Origin of the sequence: Streptomyces sp. NPDC002896 (assembly GCF_040295225.1) — a bacterium.
GTDB lineage: Bacteria > Actinomycetota > Actinomycetes > Streptomycetales > Streptomycetaceae > Streptomyces.
The window spans coordinates 28,741-46,451 of sequence record NZ_JBEOVA010000036.1; the positions used below are offsets into that span (position 1 = coordinate 28,741).

The following is a 17,711-nucleotide window of genomic DNA, read 5'->3' on the forward strand; positions in this document are numbered from 1 at the left end:
CGACGGTCGAACTCACGCAGGGCGATGTCGCCGTCACACCCTGGTGGGCGGGAACCGCTACGGAACCGCCGCGTCGATCGCCTTCACGATGCGCTTGTCCGAGACCGGGTACGCGGTGCCCAGCGCATGCGCGAAGTAGCTCACCCGCAGCTCCTCGATCATCCAGCGGATGTCCAGGACCTCCTGCGGCACAGGACGCCCCTGCGGCATCTGCTCGAGGAGCCAGGCGTGCTCGTCCTGCATCTCCTGGACCTTCTCCATGCGCGTGGTGTCCCGCTGGACGTTCGTCGGCATCTGCTGGAGCCGGCGGTCCGCCGCGACCAGATAGCGCATCAGGTCCGGCAGCCGGCGCAGCCCCGTCTCCGTCACGAAGCCCGGCCTGACGAGGGCGGAGAGCTGCTTCCGTACGTCCGTGAGGTTGGCCAGCAGTGCAGGGCTCGTCGTGGACTTCAGACGGCGCTCGCAGGCCTGCCACGCCGCCAGCACCTGCTGCACCTGGCCGACCGTCCGCACCGTCGTGTCGACGATGTCGGCGCGCACCTTGTCGTAGAGCTTGCGGTACGACTCCTCGTCCCAGGCCGGGCCGCCGAAGTCGGCGATCAGCTTGTCCGTGGCGGCCATGGCGCAGTCGTCGAAGAGCGCCTGGATGGAGCCGTGCGGGTTCGCGGAGAGGGCGAGCTTCTGTGGGTTGGTGAGCTTCTCGGACGCGAACTTCGCGGGGTTCACCGGGATGTTGCGCAGGATCAGACGGCGGGTGCCCTTCCACATCGCCTGCTGCTGCTCCGCCTCGGTGTCGAAGAGGCGTACGGACACGGTGTCGCCGTCGTCGACGAGCGCCGGGAAGGCCTTCACGGGCTGGCCCGCGCGGCGCGTCTCGAAGACGCGGGTGAGCGAGCCGATCGTCCAGTCCGTGAGGCCGGTCTGCTCGAGCGAGCTGCCCCCGGAGCGCTCCGCCGTGGCGGCCGCCGCCTGGGACAGGGCCTGGAGGGCCTTCGGCTTCAGCTGGAGCCTCAGCGTCTCCAGGTCCTTGTCCTCGACGAGCTTGCGGCGCCGCTCGTCGGTGATCCGGAACGTTATACGCAGATGGTCCGGGACCTTGGCCCAGTCGAAGTCGTCCGCCGTGACGGGTACGCCCACCATGCGCTTCAGCTCGCGGGCGAGCGTGACCGGCAGCGGTTCCTGCAGGGGCTCGGCCCGCTCCAGGAACGCCTTCGCGTAGTTCGGTGCGGGCACGTAGTGGCGCCGGATCGGCTTGGGCAGGGAGCGGATCAGTTCGGTGACCACTTCTTCGCGCAGGCCGGGGATCTGCCAGTCGAAGCCCTCGGGCGTCACCTGGTTGAGCACCTGCAGCGGGATGTGGACGGTCACGCCGTCCGCGTCCGCGCCCGGCTCGAACTGGTACGTCACGTTGAACTTGAGCCGCCCCTGGCGCCAGCTGTCCGGGTAGTCGTCCTTCGACACGTCGCCGGCGCGCTCGTTGATGAGCATCGACCGCTCGAAGTCGAGCAGTTCCGGCTCCTCGTGGCGCTTGCGCTTCCACCAGGAGTCGAAGTGCGCACCCGACACGACGTGTTCGGGCACCCGCTGGTCGTAGAAGTCGAACAGCGTCTCGTCGTCGACGAGGATGTCGCGACGCCGTGCCCGGTGCTCCAGCTCCTCGACCTCGGTGAGCAGCTTGCGGTTGTCGGCGAAGAACTTGTGGTGCGTACGCCAGTCGCCCTCGACGAGGGCGTTGCGAATGAAAAGCTCGCGGGAGACCTCGGGATCGATCCGCCCGTAGTTGACCTTCCGCTGGGCCACGATCGGCACGCCGTACAGCGTCACCTTCTCGTATGCCATCACCGCCGCCTGGTCCTTCTCCCAGTGCGGCTCGCTGTAGGTGTGTTTCAGCAGGTGCTGCGCGAGCGGCTCGACCCACTCCGGCTCGATCTTCGCGTTGACACGGGCCCAGAGGCGGGACGTCTCCACCAGCTCCGCGGACATGAGGAACCGCGGCGGCTTCTTGAACAGCGCCGAGCCCGGGAAGACGGCGAACTTCGCGTTCCGCGCGCCCAGGTACTCGTTCTTCGCGCCGTCCTTGATGTCCTTCATGCCGATGTGGGACAGCAGGCCCGCCAACAGCGACACATGGATGGCCTGCTCGGGTGCGTCCTCCTCGTTCAGATGGATGCCCATCTGCTTCGCGACGGTCCGCAGCTGCGTGTAGATGTCCTGCCATTCGCGGATGCGCAGGTAGTTGAGGTACTCCGACTTGCACATCCGGCGGAAGGCCGAGGAGCCGAGCGTCTTCTGCTGCTCGCGCAGATAGCGCCAGAGGTTCAGATACGCGAGGAAGTCGCTCGTCTCGTCCTTGAAGCGGGCGTGCTGCTGGTCGGCCTGCGCCTGCTTGTCGACGGGGCGCTCGCGCGGGTCCTGGATGGACAGCGCGGCCGCGATCACCATGACCTCGCGTACGCAGCCGTTCTTGTCCGCCTCCAGGACCATCCGGGCCAGGCGCGGGTCGACGGGCAGCTGCGCGAGCTTGCGGCCCTGCGGGGTGAGGCGCTTGCGTACGTCCTTCTGGGCGGGGTCGAGCGCGCCCAGTTCCTCGAGGAGCTGCACGCCGTCCCGGATGTTGCGGTGGTCCGGCGGGTCGATGAAGGGGAACTTCTCGATGTCGCCGAGGCCGGCCGCGGTCATCTGGAGGATGACGGAGGCGAGGTTCGTACGGAGGATCTCGGCGTCCGTGAACTCCGGGCGGGCGAGGAAGTCGTCCTCGGAGTACAGACGGATGCAGATGCCGTCACTCGTACGGCCGCAGCGGCCCTTGCGCTGGTTGGCGCTGGCCTGGCTGACGGGCTCGATGGGCAGGCGCTGCACCTTGGTGCGGTGGCTGTAACGCGAGATGCGGGCCGTGCCCGGGTCGATGACGTACTTGATGCCGGGGACGGTGAGGGACGTCTCGGCGACGTTGGTTGCCAGAACGATCCTGCGGCCGGTGTGCGGCTGGAAGACGCGGTGCTGCTCGGCGTGCGACAGCCGGGCGTAGAGGGGCAGTACCTCGGTGAATCTGTACTTCTTCTTGTTCAGCGCGTCCGCGGTGTCGCGGATCTCGCGCTCGCCGGAGAGGAAGACGAGGATGTCGCCCCGGGCCTCGCCCATCAGCTCCTCGACCGCGTCCGTGATCGCCGTGATCTGGTCGCGGTCGGCGTCGTCCGATTCCTCTTCCAGGAGCGGGCGGTAGCGGACCTCGACGGGGTACGTACGCCCGGACACCTCGACGATCGGGGCGTCCCCGAAGTGGCGCGAGAAGCGCTCGGGGTCGATGGTCGCCGAGGTGATGACGACCTTGAGGTCCGGGCGGCGCGGCAGCAGCTGGGCCAGGTAGCCGAGCAGGAAGTCGATGTTGAGGGACCGCTCGTGGGCCTCGTCGATGATGATCGTGTCGTAGGCGCGCAGCTCGCGGTCCGTCTGGATCTCGGCGAGCAGGATGCCGTCCGTCATCAGCTTGATGAACGTCGCGTCCTGGTCCACCTGGTCCGTGAAGCGGACCTTCCAGCCGACGGCCTCGCCGAGCGGCGTCCTCATCTCCTCGGCAACGCGCTCGGCGACCGTACGGGCCGCGATGCGGCGCGGCTGTGTATGGCCGATCATGCCGCGGACGCCGCGCCCCAGCTCCAGGCAGATCTTGGGGATCTGCGTGGTCTTGCCGGAGCCGGTCTCGCCCGCGACGATCACCACCTGGTGGTCGCGGATCGCCTCGAGGATCGCGTCCCGCTTCTGGCTGACGGGCAGCGACTCGGGATACGTGATCTCCGGAACCCGGGCCGCACGCCCGGCCAGCCGGTCCGCCGCCTTGTCGATCTCCCCGGCGATCTCGGCCAGCACCGCGTCCCGCGCCTGCGGCTTGCGGATACGGCGGGCCCCGTCGAGCCGGCGCCCGAGCCGCTGCGCGTCGCGCAGGGACAGCTCGGCCAGCCGTGAGCCGAGGTCGGCGAAGGCGGCGGGAGCGGAGGCGGAGGCAGGGTGCGTAGACATACGGGGACCAGGATCGCATCCGGGGTGTGCGTGCGGCCAACCTATTCCGGGCGCGGCTTGGGGAGCGACGGTCCGGCGGGGTCGGTCAGGCGGGGTCCAGGCGTGGAGTCGACGGCTGTGTTGTTGTCCCCGGCGGTGATCAGGCTGCCGTTCCTCCCCCATTGCCTTAAGGGCCTGGGAGGTACCCCCAGACCTTGCCGACGCGGTGGATGAGCAGGCGCGGCGGCCGTGCGGGGTCGATCACGACGACGACCTGACCGCTCCGGGGAGTGCGGCCCTGTAGCGGCTGGTACACGACCACGTCCCGGGCCTCAGATGCGGGCGCATGGAGTCGCCGAGGACGACCGTGCCAGCCGATCAGGAGTGCGGGCGCATGGGCCCAGATCAGCAGGCCGGCGGCCATGCTGAGCCCCATGCGCGCCGCGATCACTGTGAGCAGTCGGAACCAGGACCTGACGGACATCTACGCGGTTTGGGCTTCCCAGGTGAAGTTCACGTTGGGTGTGGAGCCGCCCTGCGTGGAGTCGGGAGCCGTGGCCCTGAACGTCCAGGTGACGCGGTAGGTCTTGGTCTCGGGCGGGTTCCCGGTGAGCGCCCAGGGCCCGATGCCGTTGGCGTAGTTGGTACGAGTGGTGGTCAGGTTCTCGAGGGTGCCGGTGTAGTCCACGGCGCCGGCGGGCGAGAAGCCGGTGCAGGAGTCGAACGAGCCACCCGTGCCGTCCTCGACGGTGACGTCGATGTAGGGGCTGATGTCGTTGGCCGGCGGGCTGGCCGTGGACGTGTAGAGCTTGATGTTCGTCGGGACGGTGGCCTGGGACGTGATGGCGATACATCGGGTGCCCGTGTCACCGGGCGTGATGTTCGTCAGATTGAACATGGGCTGGCCGCCGCTGTCATTGCTCAGATTGACCGACCCCGCCGTCCACGAGGTGCCGGAGCTGGTCGTCCGTCCCGAGAACGCGGCGTGAGAGGCTTGCCAGACCAAGCCGCCGCTGAGTACCAGGCCGATGGGTACGGGCACCACATAGGCAACCAGCCTCAGCCGGGATCCCCGAATTCCAATGGATCTGCTTTTCATCGCCATGTGGGAACGAATAACCTGTGCACCATCCCGAAAATCGGGTGATTTCGCCGCCCGGGTGAATGCCGTGTGCCGTGTTCATCCAATTGGGCTGGGATGCGCCGCCATTCGCCGCACAGACACATTCGTTCGTCCCATTGCCGGGTTGCTGTACGAGCCGGGCAGGGCTTCCTGGCGGGCACCTCGGGAGAAGCCCCTGGCAGCGTGGTGATCTGTGGTGAGCCGTGGTGAGCATGGAGAGTCCCGCCGCGTCGAAAGCAGAACCGCACCGCATGTCCGCGCCTTGCCCCGTGCGAGCCGTCGATATGAATTCCGGCGCGTCGGTACGGGTTCGGCCGAATCCTCACACGAAATGCATCGGCGCATTGCAGCACATCTCGGGGCCGCCCGCGCATTGTGCGGGCATCCGGGCTCCCGCTGTTCAGGCGAATGAATCGGAATGCGCTTCCGTTAAGCGATGCCGCCCATCAATCTTGAGGCGTCATATTCGCTGCGCCTCACAGGAGTGCATATGCGCGCACCTGCTTCCGTCCACCGTCTGTTCCGCACGGCGGCCCGTACCGCCGTCGCCGTCTTCGGTGCGACGGTGCTGGCCACCACGCTCGCCTCGGCCCCCGCCTCGGCCCAGTCCGGTGCCTTCGTCTGGTACGACGAGGACGGCGAGTCCCATGTCATGGAGGACCCGTTGGGCGCGTGTATCGAACTGGTGCCGCCGGCGGACCCGCGCTACCCGGTCGACAACGCCACCGACACGATCGTCCAGATCTTCACCAACAACTGCTTCGCCACCCCGGTCGCCACGCTCCACCCCGGCGAGCGGGCCATGCTGAGCACGGACGAGCCGGCCTACCGCATCAAGGTCTGGTCGACGGACTGACCGACCCCGAACGCCTGCCTTCAGCGCCACATGCACTGCCCCCGCCGAAGATCTTCGGCGGGGGTATGCCCAGGTGGGGGCCGTCGAGTGAGAGTCCGGGCGGGGGCACGTGGGCTTGCGGGGGCTTGTGGAGACGCGAAAAGGCCCCGTCCAGGGGACGGGGCCTTGTGGTTGTGGCTGGGGCCGGGGTCGAACCGGCGACCTTCCGCTTTTCAGGCGGACGCTCGTACCAACTGAGCTACCCAGCCACGCGATCCGCGAGCGAATCGCAGCGGTCCTGACGGGATTTGAACCCGCGGCCTCCACCTTGACAGGGTGGCGAGCACTCCAAACTGCTCCACAGGACCAAGCTGTTGTGTACGAACAGTGTCGCACACGGTGTTGCGTGCCCCCAACGGGATTCGAACCCGTGCTACCGCCTTGAAAGGGCGGCGTCCTGGGCCACTAGACGATGAGGGCTAAAGGCCCGCCTGGGCGCTTCTCAGCGCGTCGGGGACGTGAGAAGCATATGGGATGCGAGGAGCTATCGCCAAAACGGTTTACGGCGGGGTCGTGCGGGACCCGGCGGAGAGTGCGCAGGCACTGGTCAGTGACGGCCCGGGAGCCCCCGGCCGTAGGCATTGGTTCAGTGGCCAGGGAGCCCCGGCCGCAGGCGCTGACCAGGGGCCGGGGAGCGGAGCCTCCGGTCCCTGACCGGTGGCCGGGCGGCGGCGCGGGCGTCTCCCGAGACCTTGAGTCGCACGTCGGAGCGGCCCGGCTACGGCGACGGCCGGGGCGTCGACGGTGTGCCCGGTGAGGGCGTCGACGGCGTGCCCGGTGAGGGCGTGGACGGCGTCGGTGTCGTCGTGGCGCCCGGCTGGTTCTCTTCCGGGAGGTGGCGGCTGACCTCGGCCGTCGTCAGGCCCAGGCCGCCCAGCCTGATCTCGTCCCAGGCCTGGAGGCGCTTGGTGTCCCGGTCCAGATAGAGGACCGACGCCTCCACCGGATCGGGGTGCTTGCCCTCGACCGCCCGCAGCCCGCTGCCGCCCGTCGACCCCTCGATCCGCAGCCGGGTGCCGAGCTTCATGACCTCCATCTCCTCGTGATGGACGTGGCCGGCGAGGACGAGCGGTACCTCGCCGTCCGTCTCCCGGGCAGCCACCGGGTTGTGGGCGATCGCGATGTCGACCGGCGTACCTGCCGCCTGCTGGTCGCGCAGCGCCGATGCGAGCCGGATGCCCGCCATGCGCTCGGCCGGATCGCCCTCCGCCTTGACCGAGCGGTCGGGCGTGTACTGCGGGTCGCCCGTCCCGGCGAACCGCAGGCCGCCGACGGAGACCGCCCTGCCCTCGTCCAGCACGTGGACGTTCTTCATGTCCTCCAGATAGCGCTGGGTGGTGAGCGAGTCGTGGTTGCCGCGCACCCAGACGTAGGGGGCGCCCAGGTCCTCGATGGGGTCCAGGAAGGCGTTCTCTGCGGACGTGCCGTGGTCCATCGTGTCGCCCGAGTCGACGATCACATCGATGTCGTACTGCTCGACGAGCGAGGAGATGATGTGCCAGCTCGCCGGATTGAGGTGGATGTCCGAGACGTGCAGTACGCGGATCGTGGACGGGTCCGGCTGGTACGCGGGGAGCGTGGACGTCACGTCGTACAGCTTGGTCACGTTGGTGACCAGGCGCGCCAACTCCTTCTGGTAGACGTCGAATTCGGTGACGATGCTGCGCGCGTTGCCGACGGCGGACGGGGCGCCGGAGAGCAGGCCGGAGAACTTCGGCTCGAGGACCGAGTTCGGGTTCCAGGTGGCGAAGGCCGTGCCGGCCGATGCGGCGAGCAGCGTGAGGGCGAGGCCGCCGGCCGCGAGGGCGCGGCGGGGGCGGCGGTAGACGGCGAGCCCGAGGGCGGTGGCGCCCGAGACGACGGCGACGCAGGAACGTACGGCCAGGTCACGCGTGCCGTCCTCGACGTCGCTGGTCACCTCGTCCTGCAGGCCGGACAGTCGTTCCGGATGGCGGACCAGGGCCTCGGCCCGCACCGGGTCGAGCCGGTCGACGTCCACGTCCAGGCGGATGGGTGCGATGTGGGAGCGGAGCTCCAGGTCGCCCAGCGGGGAGATGTTGATCTTCGTGCCGCCGGTGAGGGACGGCCGCAGCGCCATCTGGGTGTCAACCGGCCCGACCGGCGCGCGGACGCTGCCCACGACCAGCAGTCCCAGCCAGGCCCCGAGCAGCACGACCGCGACGAGGCCGAGCGCGCGGGCGAAGGGATGCGGGGGAGGGACGTGGACCAGTGCGCCGACGGGGTCGGGGCGGCGGGAGCGGCGGCGGCGCAGGAGCGCGGCGGGCACGTGGCGTACGAGCGCGGCGGGAGCACTCCGTATGCGCAGCGGCACGCGGCGCGGGACGCTGCGCTGTAAACGCTCCAGGAAGCGGGTGAGGACGCGGACCATTGGTCCCGTATGCCCAAGTGCACCGCCCCGTATGCCCTGGGCGCACCGGTGGATGCGCGGCATGCGCTCCTGCACCGGTCGATACGCGGCGGCGTGGCCGACAATGGCCGTGTGCTGGAGATGACGCGCGAGGAGTTCGAGGAACTGGTCGCCGAGGCGCTGGACCGGATCCCGCCGGAACTGACGCGGCTGATGGACAACGTGGCGGTGTTCGTCGAGGACGAACCGCCTGCCGACGATCCCGAGCTGCTCGGGCTCTACGAGGGGACTCCGCTGACCGATCGCGGCGAGTGGTACGCGGGGGTGCTGCCGGACCGCATCACGATCTACCGGGGGCCGACGCTGCGCATGTGCGAGTCGCGCGAGGACGTGGTGGTCGAGACCGAGGTGACCGTGGTGCACGAGATCGCGCACCACTTCGGGATCGACGACGCGCGGCTGCATGCGCTGGGGTACGGCTGAGGGCCGGGGCCCGGCAGCGCGGTCGGCGGGGTAGCGGGAGACGGGGTGCCGGTGCCGGGTCCCGTTGCGCCCTCCGGTGCGGGATCCGTGTCTTCTTGCGCGCTACGGGAGTTGGGTAGAGGGAACCCGTTCCCCTGCACTGATGTCAGCCCCCTGCACTGATCTCAGCGTGCCGCGCCCCGGAGGTACCCGCCCGTGCGCCAGTTTCACCTATCCGTCCGCTGGGCCGCCGTGGCGGTGGCCGTCGCGGCGACCGCAGGCTGCATGAACGTGAGCGACGACGGGGCGGGGCAGACCCCTTCCCACTCGGCCGGGCCACGCGGCGCCGCCGCTCCCGACGGCGGCGGGGCGGGGTCGGCCGGTGGTGGCTCCGGGTACGGAGGCGGGCGCGACGGTGCGAAGGGCGCGCCGCACCCCAGGGGGTCCGCGTCGAAGTCGGCCCTGCCCTCGGAATCGGCCTCCGGGGACGACGCATCCAAGTCGAAGGCGAGCAAGAAGCCCGGGGCATCGAAGGCGTCGCCGACCAAGTCGAAGCCCGGGACGAAACCCAAGCCCGACCCCGAGCCGACGACGACGCCCACGCCCCCCGACCCGTCACCGACGGAGCCGTCGCCGACTCCGAGTACGGATCCCACGACCGCGGAACCGTCGTCGTCGGCCCACGAGCAGACGTCCGTGCAGAGCGCGGCGGTGCCTGCTGCGCGGGAGCCCTCGCCGGAGGCGGGGCAGCCGGCGTAGGCGGCGGGCTCCGGGAGTGTGGCGCGCTCTCCCCTCCGCTGTCCTGAGCTGCGCGTATGGGGGTCAGTTTGCGTTCGGGGGTGGAGGGTGCGTATGGTGGCAGATCGTTTGATCCCATTTGCCCGGCGCCATGAATGATGCGCCGCGTGTGGCGCGTACTCTCCCTTGCCGTGGCCGGACCGCATTGAGGCGGTCGATTGTGACTTCACGGAGTTTGGGCGCGTGCCGAGACTCCGGAAGGTTTCGCATTTCGCATGTCCGTTTCCAGTACTGACCGTTCCGTCCTGCCCGAGAACGAGGTCGAGATCGCGGAGGTCGTCGTCTCCGAGGACGTCGCCGACGCGGCGCCCGAGGACTCCGCCGACGCCGCGCCCGAGCTCACCTTCGCCGACCTCGGCCTGCCCGAGGGCGTCGTCCGCAAGCTCGCGCAGAACGGGGTCACCACGCCGTTCCCGATCCAGGCCGCGACCATCCCGGACGCCCTGGCCGGCAAGGACATCCTCGGCCGTGGCCGCACCGGCTCCGGCAAGACCCTCTCCTTCGGCCTGCCGCTGCTCGCCACCCTGGCCGGCGGCCACACCGAGAAGAAGCACCCGCGCGGCGTCATCCTCACCCCGACCCGCGAACTCGCGATGCAGGTCGCGGACGCGCTGCAGCCGTACGGTGACGTGCTCGGCCTGAAGATGAAGGTCGTCTGCGGCGGTACGTCGATGGGCAACCAGATCTACGCCCTCGAGCGCGGCGTCGACATCCTCGTCGCCACGCCGGGCCGGCTGCGCGACATCATCAACCGCGGCGCCTGCTCGCTCGACAGCGTCCAGATCGCCGTACTCGACGAGGCCGACCAGATGGCCGACCTGGGCTTCCTGCCCGAGGTCACCGAGCTCCTCGACCAGGTGCCGGCGGGCGGTCAGCGCATGCTCTTCTCCGCGACGATGGAGAACGAGATCGCGACGCTGGTCAAGCGCTACCTGAACAACCCGGTCAGCCACGAGGTCGACGCCGCCCAGGGCGCCGTCACGACGATGACCCACCACATCCTGATCGTGAAGCCCAAGGACAAGGCGCCGGTCACCGCCGCGATCGCCTCGCGCAAGGGCCGCACCATCATCTTCGTCCGCACCCAGCTGGGCGCCGACCGCGTCGCCGAGCAGCTGCGGGACGCGGGTGTCCGCGCCGACGCGCTGCACGGCGGCATGACGCAGGGCGCGCGCACCCGCACCCTGGCCGACTTCAAGGACGGCTACGTCAACGTGCTCGTCGCCACGGACGTCGCCGCGCGCGGCATCCACGTCGACGGCATCGACCTCGTCCTGAACGTGGACCCGGCCGGCGACCACAAGGACTACCTGCACCGTTCGGGCCGTACGGCGCGTGCGGGCCGCAGCGGAACCGTCGTGTCGCTGTCGCTGCCGCACCAGCGCCGCCAGATCTTCCGGCTCATGGAGGACGCGGGCGTCGACGCCTCGCGCCACATCATCCAGGGCGGCGCCGCGTTCGACCCCGAGGTCGCCGAGATCACCGGCGCCCGTTCGATGACCGAGGTGCAGGCCGAGTCCGCGGGCAACGCCGCCCGGCAGGCGGAGCACGAGGTCAAGGACCTTGCCAAGCAGCTGGAGCGCGCCGAGCGCCGGGCCGCCGAACTCCGCGAGGAGGCCGACAGGCTGACCGCCCGCGCGGCTCGTGAGCGGGGCGAGGATCCGGCTGCCGCGGTGGCCGAGGCGGCTGCCGGCGCCGACGCGTCCGCGCAGGCGGTGGCGGAGGCCGCCGACGAAACGGCGACCGTTTCGCTGCCGGAGCCAGCCGCCGGTGACGAGCGTCCGGAGCGTGAGGACCGTCCGGTGCGTGAGGACCGTCCGTCGTACGAGCCGCGTCAGCGCCGTGACGAGCGGGGCAACTACGAGCGCCGTGACCGCCGCGACTTCGACCGGGACCGTGACCGCGGTGGTTTCGGTGGCCGCGACCGGGACCGCGACCGTGGGTTCAACCGGGACCGTGGCGACCGTGGGTTCGACCGGGATCGCCGGGACAACGACCGCGGCGGCCGTTCGTTCGAGCGTCGCGACGACCGGGGTGACCGTGGCGGCTTCCGCCGGGACGACCGGGGTGACCGCGGTGGCCGTTCTTTCGAGCGCCGTGACAACGACCGTGGGTTCAACCGCGACCGCGGCGACCGCGGGTTCGACCGGGATCGCCGGGACAACGACCGCGGCGGCCGTTCGTTCGAGCGTCGCGACGACCGGGGTGACCGTGGCGGCTTCCGCCGGGACGACCGGGATGACCGCGGCGGCCGTTCCTTCGAGCGCCGTGACAACGACCGTGGCGGCTTCCGCCGGGACGACCGTGGCAGCAGCCACCGCGGCCACGACCGTCCGTACAACCGCGACCGCCGTGACGACCGTCCCTCCGGCGGCTTCCGCTCCGGTGGCCACGACCGTCCGTACAACCGACGTGACGACCACCGCGGCAGCGGCTCCGGCACCGGCACCGGTACCGGGTCCTTCGGCCGCCGCCAGGACAAGCCGCGCTGGAAGCGGAACGGCTGACCCTGCCTGACCGGGCCCTTCAGGGCCCGGAACCAGCCCCGGAAGGGCCCGGACGACTTCGGTCGTCCGGGCCCTTCGGCGTTCGCCTCGATATTGGCCATGACGTAACCGAAAACCCCTCCTGACCCACAAGTACCCCTTGGTACGCTCCCGTTGCCCTGCTCAGAGCGCGCGCATCTCGCGCCCTCCTCGCGCACTTCTTGCGCACAGCACACAGCACACAGCCCTTGGGGCTGGGGAAACACATGGCTCAGCACAAACTCGTACGCCGGCGTGCGCTCAGATGCGGGGGGTCAACGGCAAGGGCACCCTCGACTGGAAGCGGTCCGCCTCGGGCTGGCCCGCGGGCACCCTCGCCGTCCCCTTCGGCGACATGGGCAGCGACCGCTGCTCCGAGATGCTGGTGCGGATGCCGAACGGCGAACTGCGCCGCTACTCGGGCCACTGCGGCAGCTCCTACTCGCCGGGCAGCAGCCACACCTCGCTCGGCACCGGCTGGAACGCGTACAACGTGCTGGTCGCGCCCGGCGACCTGACCGGCGACGGACGCACCGACCTGCTGGCGCGCAAGGCGTCGACCGGCGACATCTACGTCTTCGCCAACGACGGGCACGGCAAGCTGGCGGCCGGGAAGAAGATCCGCGACCACTGGACGACGAAACACGAAGATCGTCGGCGCGGGCGACCTCAACGGCGACGGGTTCGGGGACGTCCTCGTGCGGCACAAGGACGGCACGCTCTACCGCTACGACGGCCTGGGCAACGGCCTGTTGAAGGACCGCGTGAAGATGTACACGAACTGGGGCGCGTCGTACAACGCGATCGTCGGGGTCGGCGACATCACCGGCGACGGGAAGAACGACCTGGTCCTGCGGGACACCGGCGGCGGTCTCTACCGGTACGACGGCAAGGGGAACGGCTCGTTCGCGCCGCGGGTGAAGATCGCGAGCGGTTGGCAGGGCTACAAGGGCCTCTTCTAGCCGCGTGCCCGGCCGGTCGTACCGCGTGCACGCCGATCGGCTCCGAGCCCGGCCGGTCGGTTACGGTCGAGTTTCGGCCGTTCTGTGGCGCATGTCATGCCCCCAGCGAGGGAATCGCTGGGGGCATGACAGATGACGCCGTCGGTGGTGCCGCGGAAACCACCGGTAAGCCATCGCCGGACGCGTCAGCGTCCGGCACCGCGCACGTGACGGACGAGGAGCGGCTGGCCCAGCTCGGCTATACGCAGGTCCTCGCGCGCAGTATGTCCGCGTTCTCCAACTACGCGGTCTCGTTCACGATCATCTCGGTCCTCTCCGGCTGCCTGACCCTCTACCTGTTCGGCATGAACACGGGCGGTCCCGCCGTGATCACCTGGGGCTGGGTCGGCGTCGGCCTGATGACGCTGTTCGTCGGGCTGGCGATGGCCGAGATCTGCTCGGCGTATCCGACGTCGGCCGGGCTCTACTACTGGGCCTACCGGCTCGCGCCGTCGCGGAGCGCCGCGGCGTGGGCATGGTTCACGGGCTGGTTCAACGTCCTCGGCCAGGTCGCGGTGACGGCGGGCATCGACTTCGGCGCGGCGTCGTTCCTGGGCGCCTACCTGAATCTGCAGTTCGGCTTCGAGGTGACGCCCGGCCGTACGATCCTGCTCTTCGCCGCCATCCTGCTGCTGCACGGCCTGCTGAACACCTTCGGTGTACGCATCGTCGGCCTGCTCAACAGCGTCAGCGTGTGGTGGCACGTCATCGGCGTCGCCGTGATCGTCGGCGCGCTCACCTTCGTACCGGACAGCCACCAGTCGGCGAGCTTCGTCTTCACGGAGTTCGTCAACAACACGGGCTGGGGCAGCAGCGCCTACGTGGTGCTGCTCGGCCTGCTGATGGCCCAGTACACCTTCACCGGGTACGACGCCTCCGCCCATATGACGGAGGAGACCCACGACGCCTCGACGGCGGGTCCGAGGGGAATCGTTCAGTCGATCTGGACGTCGTGGATCGCGGGCTTCGTCCTGCTCCTCGGCTTCACCTTCGCCATCCAGTCGTACGACAAGGCACTCGCGTCCCCGACCGGCGTACCACCGGCCCAGATCCTGCTCGACGCGCTTGGCGCGACGGCGGGCAAGCTGCTGCTCCTCGTCGTCATCGGCGCCCAGCTGTTCTGCGGCATGGCGTCCGTCACCGCCAACAGCCGTATGATCTACGCCTTTTCGCGCGACGGCGCCCTTCCGCTCTCGCACGTCTGGCACACGGTCAGTCCGCGAACCCGCACGCCGGTCGCGGCGGTCTGGCTCGCCGCGGGTGGCGCGCTGGTGCTGGGCCTGCCCTACCTGATCAACATCACGGCCTACGCGGCCGTCACCTCCATCGCGGTCATCGGCCTCTACATCGCCTACGTCGTCCCGACCCTGCTGCGCCTGTGGAAGGGCGACGCCTTCGAGCGCGGCCCGTGGCATCTCGGCGCCTGGTCACGGCCGATCGGGATCGTCGCGGTGGTGTGGGTCGCCGTCATCACGGTCCTCTTCATGCTGCCCCAGCTGTCCCCGGTGACCTGGGAGTCCTTCAACTACGCCCCGATCGCCGTCCTGGTCGTGCTGGGCTTCGCGGCAGCCTGGTGGCTGGCCTCGGCCCGCCACTGGTTCCTCAACCCGGAACACGAGCGCACGCTGGCCCGTGAAGCGGCGCGGAAGGGGGCGTTGGAGCCGTTGGAGCCATGAGATCGGGAGGCCGATGGGCCCGTGGTCGCCGATACCCGATCGGAGACCCGGGCTCGTCCGGCTATGCTCGGGGATGCAGTAGCGCGGGCCGTTAGCTCAATTGGCAGAGCAGTGGACTTTTAATCCATTGGTTGTGGGTTCGAGTCCCACACGGCCTACCGGGCCCCCTCGGGGTGGGAACCCCCGTTGACCTGCGTCAACGGGGGTTCTGTCGTGTCGGGGGCGCGCTTCCTTCCACTTACTCCTCGTCCCATGCCTGGATCAGTGTCTGGTCGACGATCTTGCCGTCCCGTAGCGACATCATCGAGCTGGCCAGCACCTTGACGCCGTCGGGGTACTCGCAGGACTCGGTGAACGCGACGTGGTCGCCCTGCACCACGCACTGCTCCAGCTTGTGGGTCATCTCGCGGCTGTAGACGTCGCTCAGCAGCTCGCTGATCTCGTTGCGGCCGTGCTTGACCGCGGGGTGGCTGGGCTGGCTGTTGCGGTCGACGACGCGGAGTTCCGCATCGTCCGCGTAAAGCGACAGGAGCGTGTCCGCGTTCTGGCCTTCGATGCCCTGGCGCAGGATTTCGGTGTCGAAGGCGGGGCTCGCCGAGGTGCCCATGATGACCTCCTTGTGACCTCTATTCCGAGGCTCCTCCGCCGGATGAGCCGCGGCAACCGTTGCCGCACGCCCCAGCCGGGCCGGCCGTGGGGCCGCCGCGGGGCTGGCCGTGGCCACCATCGTGGGGCCCCGGCCGTGGGCCTACCGTGGGGGCCGCCGCGGGGCCGCCGGCCGAGGGCAGGGGGAGGACGGCGGCCCCTCCCGCACAACCGCTGCCCAGTCGGTGCAGCCGGGTGCGACCGGTGCCACCGAGGCTCGGCGCTGTGCGGGTCCGCCGACAGTGGACCGCCGCCGCTCGTGCGCCGGGAGCGTGCGTGAGCCACCGGCGTGAGTGCGCGGTTCACACGGGGCGCGAACCGGGCTGGTCAAAGGGGCCTCGCGGATGGCGTACACTTGTGTTTAACGACGCGGGGTGGAGCAGCTCGGTAGCTCGCTGGGCTCATAACCCAGAGGTCGCAGGTTCAAATCCTGTCCCCGCTACTGAAGGCCGAGGGGCCGGAACCAGACAATGGTTCCGGCCCCTCGGTGCGTTGCGTGACAGTGCCTTCCACGGTGCTCGGTCGGGGCCTTCCATGGTGCTCACTCGGGCGGCCCACCGCAGGCCGCGTCTCGTGCCGCGGCGGGAATGCCTGAGGGGATACGGCGACGGGCGCGGGCGACGCGGCGGGAGACGAGCGGTGCGGCAGCGAGGAGATCGCGACGCAGGGAAGGGCGGCGGCGAGCCCGCCCGGGATGGCGGCTGGCAGGACAGAGAGGTTGTAGGGGACGGGACGGAGGAGGCCGAGCAGCGGGGTTTTGCGGCCGTGCGGGCCTTCGTGCGGTTCCTGCCCGCGCTGCTCATCGCCGCCGGAACGCTCTACGATGCCCTCACGCCCGCGGTCTTCACGGGGGCGCCCCTCTTCACCGCGGCCCCGCTCGTCGCCGCCGCGCTCTACTCGCTCCGCGGCACGGTCCTGACGGGGCTCGTCGCACTCGTCGCCGTGCTCGCCGTGCGCCTCAGACCCGGTGCCGACGTCGATGTCGGCGCCGTTACCGAAGTGGTGACGGTCGCCGTCGTGGCCGTGATCGCCGTCGTCATCAACCGCGTCGTACGCCGCAGCGGCCAGCAACTCGCCTCGGCCCGCGAGATCGCCGAGGCCGCCCAGCGGGCCGTGGTGCCCGAGCCGGCCGAGCGGATCGGCGGCCTTGACGTCGCGGCCCGTTATGAGGCGGCGCAGGCCGGCGCGTTCATCGGCGGCGATCTGTACGCGGTGCAGGACACCCCGCACGGCGTACGGCTCGTCGTCGGCGACGTCCGCGGAAAGGGCATGGGCGCGGTGGCCGCCGTCGCGGTCCTCATCGGAGCCTTCCGGGAGGCCGCCGAGCAGGAGGCGTCCCTGGAAGCGGTGGCGCAGCGCCTCGACCGGGCGCTTGCGCGGGAGGCCACGCGGCGGCGCGGGGTCGAGCTCCTCGAAGGGTTCGCCACCGTGGTTCTCGCCGAGGTCCCGCACGGCCGGGACATCGTACGGGTGATCAACCGCGGCCATCCCGAACCGCTGCTGCTGGACGCGGAAGGGGCCCTGTGCGTGATCTCCTCCGGTGAGCCCGCGCTGCCGCTCGGCATGAGCGATCTGGGGACGTGGCCCGACCGCGCGTACGAGACCGGCTTCCCGAGCGGGACCATGCTGCTGTGCTACACGGACGGGCTTTCGGAGGCGCGTGACGAGCACGGCGAGTTCTACGATCCGGCGGGCCGCCTCGCCGGGCGGGTCTTCGACGGCCCGGGCGCCATGCTGGCCGCCCTCGCTGCCGAGGCGCGCCGGCACAGCGGTGGCGGGATGGCGGACGACATGGTGCTGCTGGCGGTGCGGCGGCCATGAGAGGTACGGCGCGTCCATGTCACCTTCCGTGACCGAACAACCCCCCTCCGCATAACAAATGACACACCGTCAAAAAAGCCTGGGTCGCGGCTGGGTGGTCAACTCGCCCGATTCCGCCCGATCGTGCCCCGTAAAGTCCAGACCAAAGGCTTAATGATCAGCCGGAACGGCTTGGAATTCGGTACCCCCGTCTATTAACGTTCGATAACGCAGCGCGGTCGTCCCAGCCGTCACAAGAGGCGGCTCCGTGCGCACGCGCCGAATCCCGTAAGGGAACCGGGGAACCACCAACTTGGGGTGAATCGGGCGCCTTTCGCATGAAGGGCGGTCGTAGGAGACCTTCCTGCTCCGAACCCGTCAGCTAACCCGGTAGGCGAGAAGGAAGGAAAGGAGTGCGCCCC

The 17,711-nt window shown here is 69.9% G+C and carries 12 protein-coding genes, 5 tRNA genes and 1 riboswitch; of the genes, 8 read left to right on the top strand and 9 right to left on the bottom strand.

What is annotated here, in order from left to right; genetic code table 11:
• Positions 1 to 57 precede the first annotated feature (57 nt).
• The 3 genes from hrpA to ABT009_RS39595 all read right to left on the bottom strand — a co-directional run bounded on the left by hrpA (position 58) and on the right by ABT009_RS39595 (position 5,041).
• Positions 58 to 4,017: an ATP-dependent RNA helicase HrpA gene (gene hrpA, locus ABT009_RS39585; RefSeq protein WP_351306217.1), complete on the bottom strand. Its 3,960-nt coding sequence runs from the start codon at positions 4,015 to 4,017 to the stop codon at positions 58 to 60.
• Positions 4,018 to 4,183: 166 nt separating this feature from the next.
• Positions 4,184 to 4,480 (bottom strand): S24/S26 family peptidase, encoded by a 297-nt coding sequence (locus ABT009_RS39590; RefSeq protein WP_351306219.1) that lies wholly within the window; start codon positions 4,478 to 4,480, stop codon positions 4,184 to 4,186.
• Positions 4,481 to 5,041, bottom strand: coding sequence for a hypothetical protein (locus ABT009_RS39595; RefSeq protein WP_351306221.1), 561 nt, complete (start codon positions 5,039 to 5,041; stop codon positions 4,481 to 4,483).
• 568 nt (positions 5,042 to 5,609) lie between these two features.
• On the opposite strand from ABT009_RS39595, the gene ABT009_RS39600 reads away from it, so the two are divergent.
• Entirely contained in the window at positions 5,610 to 5,975 is a 366-nt protein-coding gene (locus tag ABT009_RS39600) for a hypothetical protein (RefSeq protein ID WP_351306223.1), read from the top strand.
• 174 nt (positions 5,976 to 6,149) lie between these two features.
• On the opposite strand, the gene ABT009_RS39605 is transcribed toward ABT009_RS39600, so the two are convergent.
• The 4 genes from ABT009_RS39605 to ABT009_RS39620 all read right to left on the bottom strand — a co-directional run bounded on the left by ABT009_RS39605 (position 6,150) and on the right by ABT009_RS39620 (position 8,403).
• A tRNA-Phe gene (locus ABT009_RS39605) sits at positions 6,150 to 6,223 on the bottom strand.
• A gap of 24 nt (positions 6,224 to 6,247) precedes the next feature.
• A tRNA-Asp gene (locus ABT009_RS39610) sits at positions 6,248 to 6,322 on the bottom strand.
• 39 nt (positions 6,323 to 6,361) lie between these two features.
• Positions 6,362 to 6,434 (bottom strand) — tRNA-Glu (locus ABT009_RS39615).
• 298 nt (positions 6,435 to 6,732) lie between these two features.
• Positions 6,733 to 8,403, bottom strand: a complete 1,671-nt coding sequence (locus ABT009_RS39620; protein ID WP_351306225.1) for a metallophosphoesterase family protein — start codon at positions 8,401 to 8,403, stop codon at positions 6,733 to 6,735.
• Between the two features lie 111 nt (positions 8,404 to 8,514).
• Between ABT009_RS39620 and ABT009_RS39625 the strand changes: the two genes are divergently transcribed.
• Positions 8,515 to 8,865 carry a metallopeptidase family protein gene (locus ABT009_RS39625; protein ID WP_181660974.1) on the top strand — a complete coding sequence of 117 codons (351 nt, stop codon included), beginning with the start codon at positions 8,515 to 8,517 and terminating at the stop codon, positions 8,863 to 8,865.
• A 206-nt stretch (positions 8,866 to 9,071) separates the two neighbouring features.
• Here ABT009_RS39625 and ABT009_RS39630 read toward each other — a convergent pair whose 3' ends face one another.
• Positions 9,072 to 9,500 carry a hypothetical protein gene (locus ABT009_RS39630; protein WP_351306227.1) on the bottom strand — a complete coding sequence of 143 codons (429 nt, stop codon included), beginning with the start codon at positions 9,498 to 9,500 and terminating at the stop codon, positions 9,072 to 9,074.
• A gap of 357 nt (positions 9,501 to 9,857) precedes the next feature.
• Here ABT009_RS39630 and ABT009_RS39635 point away from each other — a divergent pair, with 357 nt between their 5' ends.
• The 4 genes from ABT009_RS39635 (at position 9,858) to ABT009_RS39650 (ending at position 15,002) form a co-directional block, all read left to right on the top strand.
• On the top strand, positions 9,858 to 12,149 hold the full coding sequence (locus ABT009_RS39635) for a DEAD/DEAH box helicase (protein ID WP_351306229.1): 2,292 nt from the start codon (positions 9,858 to 9,860) through the stop codon (positions 12,147 to 12,149).
• Positions 12,150 to 12,865: 716 nt separating this feature from the next.
• A complete protein-coding gene (locus ABT009_RS39640; RefSeq protein ID WP_351306230.1) occupies positions 12,866 to 13,129 on the top strand; it encodes an FG-GAP repeat domain-containing protein in 264 nt (87 codons plus the stop codon).
• Between the two features lie 125 nt (positions 13,130 to 13,254).
• The gene (locus ABT009_RS39645; protein ID WP_351306232.1) at positions 13,255 to 14,844 is read left to right on the top strand and encodes an amino acid permease; all 1,590 of its coding nucleotides are present in this window, start codon (positions 13,255 to 13,257) and stop codon (positions 14,842 to 14,844) included.
• Positions 14,845 to 14,929: 85 nt separating this feature from the next.
• Positions 14,930 to 15,002: transfer RNA gene (locus tag ABT009_RS39650), tRNA-Lys, on the top strand.
• 80 nt (positions 15,003 to 15,082) lie between these two features.
• Here the strand turns inward: ABT009_RS39650 and ABT009_RS39655 are convergent.
• Complete coding sequence (locus ABT009_RS39655) at positions 15,083 to 15,451, bottom strand: nuclear transport factor 2 family protein (RefSeq protein ID WP_351306234.1); 369 nt, start codon at positions 15,449 to 15,451, stop codon at positions 15,083 to 15,085.
• A 406-nt stretch (positions 15,452 to 15,857) separates the two neighbouring features.
• Between ABT009_RS39655 and ABT009_RS39660 the strand changes: the two genes are divergently transcribed.
• A tRNA-Met gene (locus ABT009_RS39660) sits at positions 15,858 to 15,931 on the top strand.
• 197 nt (positions 15,932 to 16,128) lie between these two features.
• Entirely contained in the window at positions 16,129 to 17,310 is a 1,182-nt protein-coding gene (locus ABT009_RS39665) for a PP2C family protein-serine/threonine phosphatase (RefSeq protein ID WP_351306236.1), read from the top strand.
• A 246-nt stretch (positions 17,311 to 17,556) separates the two neighbouring features.
• Positions 17,557 to 17,701, top strand: a riboswitch (cyclic di-AMP (ydaO/yuaA leader).
• The last annotated feature ends 10 nt before the right edge of the window (positions 17,702 to 17,711 follow it).